Below are 7,500 nucleotides of genomic sequence, written 5' to 3'. Positions count from 1 at the left end.
GCAAGGTACCCGCGGCGTACAGCTGCCAGAGCTCGCGCAGCCAACGCTCGTACAGTTCGGGCTTGCCGGTGGCGACGGCCCGTATCTGGAAGCCGATCAACGAGGCGCCTCGGAGCAGGAGTTCGTACGCCTGCACCGTGCCGCCGCCGGAGCTGAAGGCAACCAGGCGGCCGCCCGTCGCCAGGGACCGTACCGCCGGGCCGAGCAGGTCGCCGCCGACGCCGTCGAGGATCACGTCATACGGGCCGCCCCAGTCGGCATCCTCGTACAGGACGACCTCGTCGGCGCCCAGGCCGCGGACGAAGTCGGCCTTGTCCGCGCTGCTGACCGCCGCGACGACGCGTCCCGCCCCGCCCGCCTTCGCGTACTGCAGGGCGAGCGTCCCCACGGCGCTCGCCGCCGCCGTCACCAGGACCGACTCGCCGGACTCCACGCGCGCGGCCTCGTACGCGCCACGGGCGACCAGCCCGCTGCGGACCAGCGCGACCGCCTCCACGGCGCCCGCGCCGGCCGGGATCCGGGAGGTCATCGCGGTGCTGAGCACCGCGTACTCGGCGTAGGCGTCGGCGAAGCACAGTCCCGTGACGCGTTCCCCGGCGACAAAGCCGGTGACGCCGGGGCCGGTGGCGACGACGGTCCCCGCCACCTCACCGCCGAACGGGACGGGCTCGCTGCCCTCCCGCACCTTGCGCACGGTCGGCAGGGTCACGCCGACCGCCTCGACCCGGATCAGCAGCTCTCCGACCCCCGCCGAGGGCATGTCGGCCTCCTCGGCGAACAGCACCTCCGGCCCACCGTTGACCTCATGGCGAATGCGCAGCACAGGACCTCCCCGACCCCGATCATTTTCATTGGACATCCCAACGATAAGGTCAAAGTCGTGGGGATGTCCAACGACTTTCGCTAGGGTGGGCCCATGACCTCGGCCCTCCAGCACATCCAGTCCCTGCCCTCCTGGCTCGTCGGCCGCGTCGCGGCGCGCGGCCGCGGACTCGTCGCGGAGGCGATCGCCGCAGAGGGCTTGAAGCTCATGCACCATGCGGTGCTGGCCGCCACCGCCGAGTACGGGCCCGTCGCCCAGGCCGACCTGGGCCGCCGGCTCGCCGTCGACCCCAAGGACATGGTCGGCATGCTCAACCACCTCCAGGAGGCGGGCCTCGTACGGCGCGCCCCGAACCCCGACGACCGCCGCAAGAACGCCGTCACCGTCACCCCCAAGGGGACTGCCGTACTCACCCGTTGCGCAGCCCTGGCCGAAGCGGCCAACGCCGAATTCCTCGCCCCGCTCAGCCCTGCCGAAAGGGAGCGCCTGGTGGCCCTGTTGGCCCGGCTCCACGAAGCCCCGTAGGTCCACGGCACGCCGAGCCCGCACATGATGGGCGGATGGACGAGATAGCTATCAGCGAAGAAGACCGCCGCCAACTCGGCATCTGGGCCGCCGATTGCGTCGAGCGGGCCCTTCCCCTGTTCGAGGCGAAGGCTCCAGCCGACACCCGCCCGCGCGAGGCGATCGAAGGCATCCGAGCCTTCGTACGCGAGGGCAAGCGCACTGCGAAGCTGCGTTCGCTCGCCTGGGCGGCCCACGCGGCGGCGCGCGAGGTCGACGACCCGGCAGCCACGGCCGCCGCCCGCGCCGCGTGCCACGCGGCAGCGACCCCGTACATCCACCCCTTGGCCACCCCGCACCAGTCGAAGCACCTACTGGGCCCCGCCGTCTACGAGGCACTCGCCCGTGAACTCGCCGCGGGCGATGCGGCGGGCGCTGACGAAGAGATCAGCTGGGCGATCGAGCACGCCCCGCCGGAGGTCCGCGCCCTGCTGCGCCGCATGCCGGCGCGCAGCCCTGGTCGCAGTCGGCTGGACACGCTCTACTACGAGCTCGACAGCGCCCTCCGCCACTGACCTACGGCTGGCCGGCCAGCCTGCTGCGCAGGTGATCGGGGTGGTCAGTCGATCGGGTGTGTCTGTCCGCTTAGTGATCACTGCTGCGATGTGGGACCGGATCGAGCTGCTGGTGCCGGCCGATCCGGTCCGCGGCGACGGTGTGCCAGCCGCCGCGGCACCCTTGAGGGCATCGCGTGGAAGTACCGCACCTGCTCGCCCTGGCGGCACCTGGTAACGGGGTCCGGAGACCGGAAGACGGAGGCGATCCGTGCGATCCAACGGTCACTGGCCCCGGCATCTGGAACAGCGAGCTTCTGCTGGACAGCGCGCCCGTAGCGGTCACAGAACCCGTCTGGCTGGTGCTCTGGCCGCATACGTTCGCCGGGTAATCGTGGCGACGGATGGTGTGCTCCTGCGTAGCCTCGTCTCGTGGTGGATCACGAGCAGTACGTCAGGTACGGGGAAGACTCGAAGGTGCTGGCAGCGATCGGGAGGCAGGTTGACATCCAGGTTGACCGGGTCTCGGTGCGTCTGCCCAGGGCTGTGGCCGAGGCGGCCGTAGCCGCGTGGGATAGGGAGGAATCGAGTGGGCAGGCTCCCGAAACCCATGAGCAGTACCTGCTGAGGGACAAAGCGGCGGAGTTGGCGCTGATCGGGCTGGAGATCTCGCAGCGTGGTCGTTGGGAGGGCGAGGAGCTCCTGATTGACCTGGACATCACGTCGGCGGGTGCTGCAGTGCGGGCCTCTCAGTGATCAGACGGCTGGGAGAGGGGGCCCGCCCCAGCGGATGCCCGTCTCGCTGCGGATGCGAACACGTTCGCGGCGTTGGGCGGCTAGGACGTCGGGGGGCGGGCGTTGATGTTGCGCCAGCGGAGGTAGGCGTGCAGAGCCCGAGTCTGGACCGTCCCCTTCTTGCGGCGGTTGACGCCCCACGGCCTGTCGTCGCCGATCGAGTAGCAGCCGTGGAAGGACCGGACACCACGGGTGCAGTGGTAGGTCGCGGGATGCCGCTCGGGGTGGCCGACGGGAGCCCAGCCCGACCTTGCGGTGGGCCGGATGCCGCGGCCGTGGACTTTCCTCAGGTAGGCGGCGGGTTTGCGGATCGACCAGCGGGTGAAGGGCTGGCCGAGCTTGGTCGGGCGGGTGGTGGCCGTCTGGACGACGAAGTCCTCGTCGTCAGAACTCAGCCGGCGGGGACGACCTCCCGCCCACCGAGGGTCCAGGCAGGCCAGGCCGATCTCGTTGAACCGGTGGATCACATCGCGGAAGGTGTCCTCGTCGGCCTGCACCAGCTGGGCGATCACCGGGACCCGGTTCCCCCCGGCCGGGGCCAGCAGCATCATCGCGCGCCGGTAGCGCACCGAACTGGCGCTGCCCGGCGCACGATCAGAAAGCGGCCGGTGTCCTTGAGTCAGCGGGTGCCAACGCGACCTTGCTCGGCTCCTGGTGCGCCCGCACCAGCAGCCGAGGGGCTGGACGTCCAGGGCCGAAGGCGGGTCTCAGGCGGAGACGATGGGGCAGCCCCGCCGGATCGAGTGCTGGGCAGCGCGCAAGAACAGTGCGACGTAGAAGGCTGCGTCCAGGTCCCTGCTCCACAGCCCTGTTCGAGTAGAGACCAGCTCCTTCGCCTGGTTCCTGAACCAGGTGCTCAGGTCGAGGTTGTCGCATGTGGCCGGAGTTTCCGCCGGCAGTCCGATGGCCGTCGCCAGCTTCTCCGCGAGCGGTAGCACCTGGGGAGCACCGACGACCATGGTCGACTCGTAGTAACCGAAGTCGATGGGCAGCCAGATCTCCTCGTCGAGCGGGATGGGCACGAGCACGGTCCAGCCGCAGAGGACCTCCGATTCCTCATGTGTCAGGTGCGTCTCGCACAGGGCGAAGAACCCGGTCATGGAGAGGCTCAGCTTCTCCTCGAAGGCTTGGCCCGAGCCGGCTGCGAATTCCGTCTCCGGGGGTACGTTTTCGTAGGGCGGCAGGCCTCGCTGTCTCAGTTCGGCGTTGAGCGCTGAAGCGACTTCGCCCCATTCGTCTTCCTCTTCACCGAACCATTCCTCCGCGCCGACGCTCACCAGATATGCACCCATGCGGGGAAGCTACAGCGCACGTCTGACATCGGTTGCTGGTGACCGCACATTGGCCTTGCCGTGAACGCAGAAAAGCCCCGCACCGAACCCATAAAGGGCTGGTGCGGGGCTTCCGCAATAATTGTTCGGCGGCGTCCTACTCTCCCACAGGGTCCCCCCTGCAGTACCATCGGCGCTGAAAGGCTTAGCTTCCGGGTTCGGAATGTAACCGGGCGTTTCCCTAACGCTATGACCACCGAAACACTATGAAATTTAGAACGCTGGCTATCATCACAGCTGTTCGTTATTTCAGAACTAACACAGTGGACGCGAGCAACTGAGGACAAGCCCTCGGCCTATTAGTACCAGTCAGCTTCACCCGTTACCGGGCTTCCACATCTGGCCTATCAACCCAGTCGTCTACTGGGAGCCTTACCCTCTCAAGGAGGTGGGAATACTCATCTTGAAGCAGGCTTCCCGCTTAGATGCTTTCAGCGGTTATCCCTCCCGAACGTAGCCAACCAGCCATGCCCTTGGCAGGACAACTGGCACACCAGAGGTTCGTCCGTCCCGGTCCTCTCGTACTAGGGACAGCCCTTCTCAATATTCCTACGCGCACAGCGGATAGGGACCGAACTGTCTCACGACGTTCTAAACCCAGCTCGCGTACCGCTTTAATGGGCGAACAGCCCAACCCTTGGGACCGACTCCAGCCCCAGGATGCGACGAGCCGACATCGAGGTGCCAAACCATCCCGTCGATATGGACTCTTGGGGAAGATCAGCCTGTTATCCCCGGGGTACCTTTTATCCGTTGAGCGACGGCGCTTCCACAAGCCACCGCCGGATCACTAGTCCCGACTTTCGTCCCTGCTCGACCCGTCGGTCTCACAGTCAAGCTCCCTTGTGCACTTACACTCAACACCTGATTGCCAACCAGGCTGAGGGAACCTTTGGGCGCCTCCGTTACCCTTTGGGAGGCAACCGCCCCAGTTAAACTACCCATCAGACACTGTCCCTGATCCGGATCACGGACCGAGGTTAGACATCCAGCACGACCAGAGTGGTATTTCAACGGCGACTCCACAACCACTGGCGTGGCTGCTTCAAAGTCTCCCACCTATCCTACACAAGCCGAACCGAACACCAATATCAAACTGTAGTAAAGGTCCCGGGGTCTTTCCGTCCTGCTGCGCGAAACGAGCATCTTTACTCGTAGTGCAATTTCACCGGGCCTATGGTTGAGACAGTCGAGAAGTCGTTACGCCATTCGTGCAGGTCGGAACTTACCCGACAAGGAATTTCGCTACCTTAGGATGGTTATAGTTACCACCGCCGTTTACTGGCGCTTAAGTTCTCAGCTTCGCAACCCCGAAAGGTCACTAACCGGTCCCCTTAACGTTCCAGCACCGGGCAGGCGTCAGTCCGTATACATCGCCTTACGGCTTCGCACGGACCTGTGTTTTTAGTAAACAGTCGCTTCTCGCTGGTCTCTGCGGCCACCCCCAGCTCAAGCAGCAAGTGCTATCACCAGTGATGGCCCCCTTCTCCCGAAGTTACGGGGGCATTTTGCCGAGTTCCTTAACCATAGTTCACCCGAACGCCTCGGTATTCTCTACCTGACCACCTGAGTCGGTTTAGGGTACGGGCCGCCATGAAACTCGCTAGAGGCTTTTCTCGACAGCATAGGATCATCCACTTCACCACAATCGGCTCGGCATCAGGTCTCAGCCTTATATGAGGGACGGATTTGCCTACCCCTCGGCCTACACCCTTACCCCGGGACTACCACCGCCCGGGCTGGACTACCTTCCTGCGTCACCCCATCGCTTACCTACTACAAGTCTGGTTCGTCGGCTCCACCACTTTCCTTTCCCCGAAGGGTCCGGAACGGCTTCACGGACTTAGCATCGCCTGATTCGATATTGGGCGTTTCAAAGCGGGTACCGGAATATCAACCGGTTGTCCATCGACTACGCCTGTCGGCCTCGCCTTAGGTCCCGACTTACCCTGGGCAGATCAGCTTGACCCAGGAACCCTTAGTCAATCGGCGCACACGTTTCTCACGTGTGTATCGCTACTCATGCCTGCATTCTCACTCGTGAACCGTCCACAACTAGCTTCCGCTGCTGCTTCACCCGGCACACGACGCTCCCCTACCCATCACAGCGGGCGTTGGCCCTATTGCTGCAATGACACGACTTCGGCGGTACGCTTGAGCCCCGCTACATTGTCGGCGCGGAATCACTTGACCAGTGAGCTATTACGCACTCTTTCAAGGGTGGCTGCTTCTAAGCCAACCTCCTGGTTGTCTCTGCGACTCCACATCCTTTCCCACTTAGCGTACGCTTAGGGGCCTTAGTCGATGCTCTGGGCTGTTTCCCTCTCGACCATGGAGCTTATCCCCCACAGTCTCACTGCCGTGCTCTCACTTACCGGCATTCGGAGTTTGGCTAAGGTCAGTAACCCGGTAGGGCCCATCGCCTATCCAGTGCTCTACCTCCGGCAAGAAACACACGACGCTGCACCTAAATGCATTTCGGGGAGAACCAGCTATCACGGAGTTTGATTGGCCTTTCACCCCTAACCACAGGTCATCCCCCAGGTTTTCAACCCTGGTGGGTTCGGTCCTCCACGAAGTCTTACCTCCGCTTCAACCTGCCCATGGCTAGATCACTCCGCTTCGGGTCTAGAGCGTGCAACTCAATCGCCCTATTCGGACTCGCTTTCGCTACGGCTTCCCCACACGGGTTAACCTCGCTACACACCGCTAACTCGCAGGCTCATTCTTCAAAAGGCACGCAGTCACGACTGCATGTGCAAGCACATACAGCGACGCTCCCACGGCTTGTAGGCACACGGTTTCAGGTACTATTTCACTCCGCTCCCGCGGTACTTTTCACCATTCCCTCACGGTACTATCCGCTATCGGTCACCAGGGAATATTTAGGCTTAGCGGGTGGTCCCGCCAGATTCACACGGGATTTCTCGGGCCCCGTGCTACTTGGGAGATGAGCAAGCAAGCCGCTGATGTTTCGTCTACGGGGGTCTTACCCTCTACGCCGGACCTTTCGCATGTCCTTCGACTACATCAACGGTTTCTGACTCGCCGACCGGCCGGCAGACCGATCAAGCTCATTCCCACAACCCCACATGCGCAACCCCTGCCGGGTATCACACGCATACGGTTTGGCCTCATCCGGTTTCGCTCGCCACTACTCCCGGAATCACGGTTGTTTTCTCTTCCTGAGGGTACTGAGATGTTTCACTTCCCCTCGTTCCCTCCACACTGCCTATGTGTTCAGCAGTGGGTGACAGCCCATGACGACTGCCGGGTTTCCCCATTCGGACACCCCCGGATCAAAGCTCAGTTGGCAGCTCCCCGGGGCCTATCGCGGCCTCTCACGTCCTTCATCGGTTCCTGGTGCCAAGGCATCCACCGTGCGCCCTTAAAAACTTGGCCACAGATGCTCGCGTCCACTGTGTAGTTCTCAAACAACGACCAGCCACCCATCACCCTGCACTCCGAAGAGAACAAGTTCACTGGGGCCGGC

5 protein-coding genes, 2 rRNA genes and 2 pseudogenes (1 of these 9 cut by a window edge) are annotated in these 7,500 nt (G+C 63.7%); 4 read left to right on the top strand and 5 right to left on the bottom strand.

All coding sequences use genetic code 11. The features are described from left to right. A protein-coding gene (locus OG207_RS23285) for a quinone oxidoreductase family protein (protein WP_329100454.1) crosses the window boundary here: on the bottom strand, positions 1-823 show its 5' portion. Its footprint begins 101 nt before the window's first position; only the first 823 of its 924 coding nucleotides appear in the window; the start codon lies at positions 821-823; its stop codon lies off the left edge, out of view. Between the two features lie 93 nt (positions 824-916). Here OG207_RS23285 and OG207_RS23280 point away from each other — a divergent pair, with 93 nt between their 5' ends. The 4 genes and pseudogenes from OG207_RS23280 (at position 917) to OG207_RS23265 (ending at position 2,637) form a co-directional block, all read left to right on the top strand. Then, the gene (locus OG207_RS23280; protein WP_329100452.1) at positions 917-1,348 is read left to right on the top strand and encodes a MarR family winged helix-turn-helix transcriptional regulator; all 432 of its coding nucleotides are present in this window, start codon (positions 917-919) and stop codon (positions 1,346-1,348) included. A 35-nt stretch (positions 1,349-1,383) separates the two neighbouring features. Next, entirely contained in the window at positions 1,384-1,902 is a 519-nt protein-coding gene (locus OG207_RS23275) for a putative immunity protein (protein WP_329100450.1), read from the top strand. Between the two features lie 58 nt (positions 1,903-1,960). Continuing rightward, a pseudogene (locus tag OG207_RS23270) lies at positions 1,961-2,163 on the top strand (IS5/IS1182 family transposase); the annotation flags it as partial. A 150-nt stretch (positions 2,164-2,313) separates the two neighbouring features. Next, positions 2,314-2,637 (top strand): hypothetical protein, encoded by a 324-nt coding sequence (locus OG207_RS23265; protein ID WP_329100448.1) that lies wholly within the window; start codon positions 2,314-2,316, stop codon positions 2,635-2,637. Here the strand turns inward: OG207_RS23265 and OG207_RS23260 are convergent. From OG207_RS23260 to OG207_RS23245, 4 genes and pseudogenes are all read right to left on the bottom strand, one after another. Next, a pseudogene (locus OG207_RS23260) lies at positions 2,638-3,260 on the bottom strand (helix-turn-helix domain-containing protein); the annotation flags it as partial. A gap of 123 nt (positions 3,261-3,383) precedes the next feature. Beyond that, positions 3,384-3,968 carry a hypothetical protein gene (locus tag OG207_RS23255; RefSeq protein WP_329100445.1) on the bottom strand — a complete coding sequence of 195 codons (585 nt, stop codon included), beginning with the start codon at positions 3,966-3,968 and terminating at the stop codon, positions 3,384-3,386. A gap of 123 nt (positions 3,969-4,091) precedes the next feature. Beyond that, positions 4,092-4,208: ribosomal RNA gene (rrf, locus tag OG207_RS23250) — 5S ribosomal RNA — on the bottom strand. 78 nt (positions 4,209-4,286) lie between these two features. Beyond that, positions 4,287-7,409 (bottom strand): 23S ribosomal RNA (locus tag OG207_RS23245). Positions 7,410-7,500: the final 91 nt, after the last annotated feature.

It is taken from the genome of Streptomyces sp. NBC_01439, from assembly GCF_036227605.1.
Classification (GTDB): Bacteria; Actinomycetota; Actinomycetes; order Streptomycetales; family Streptomycetaceae; genus Streptomyces.
This window is presented reverse-complemented; position numbering and strand designations above follow the sequence as displayed.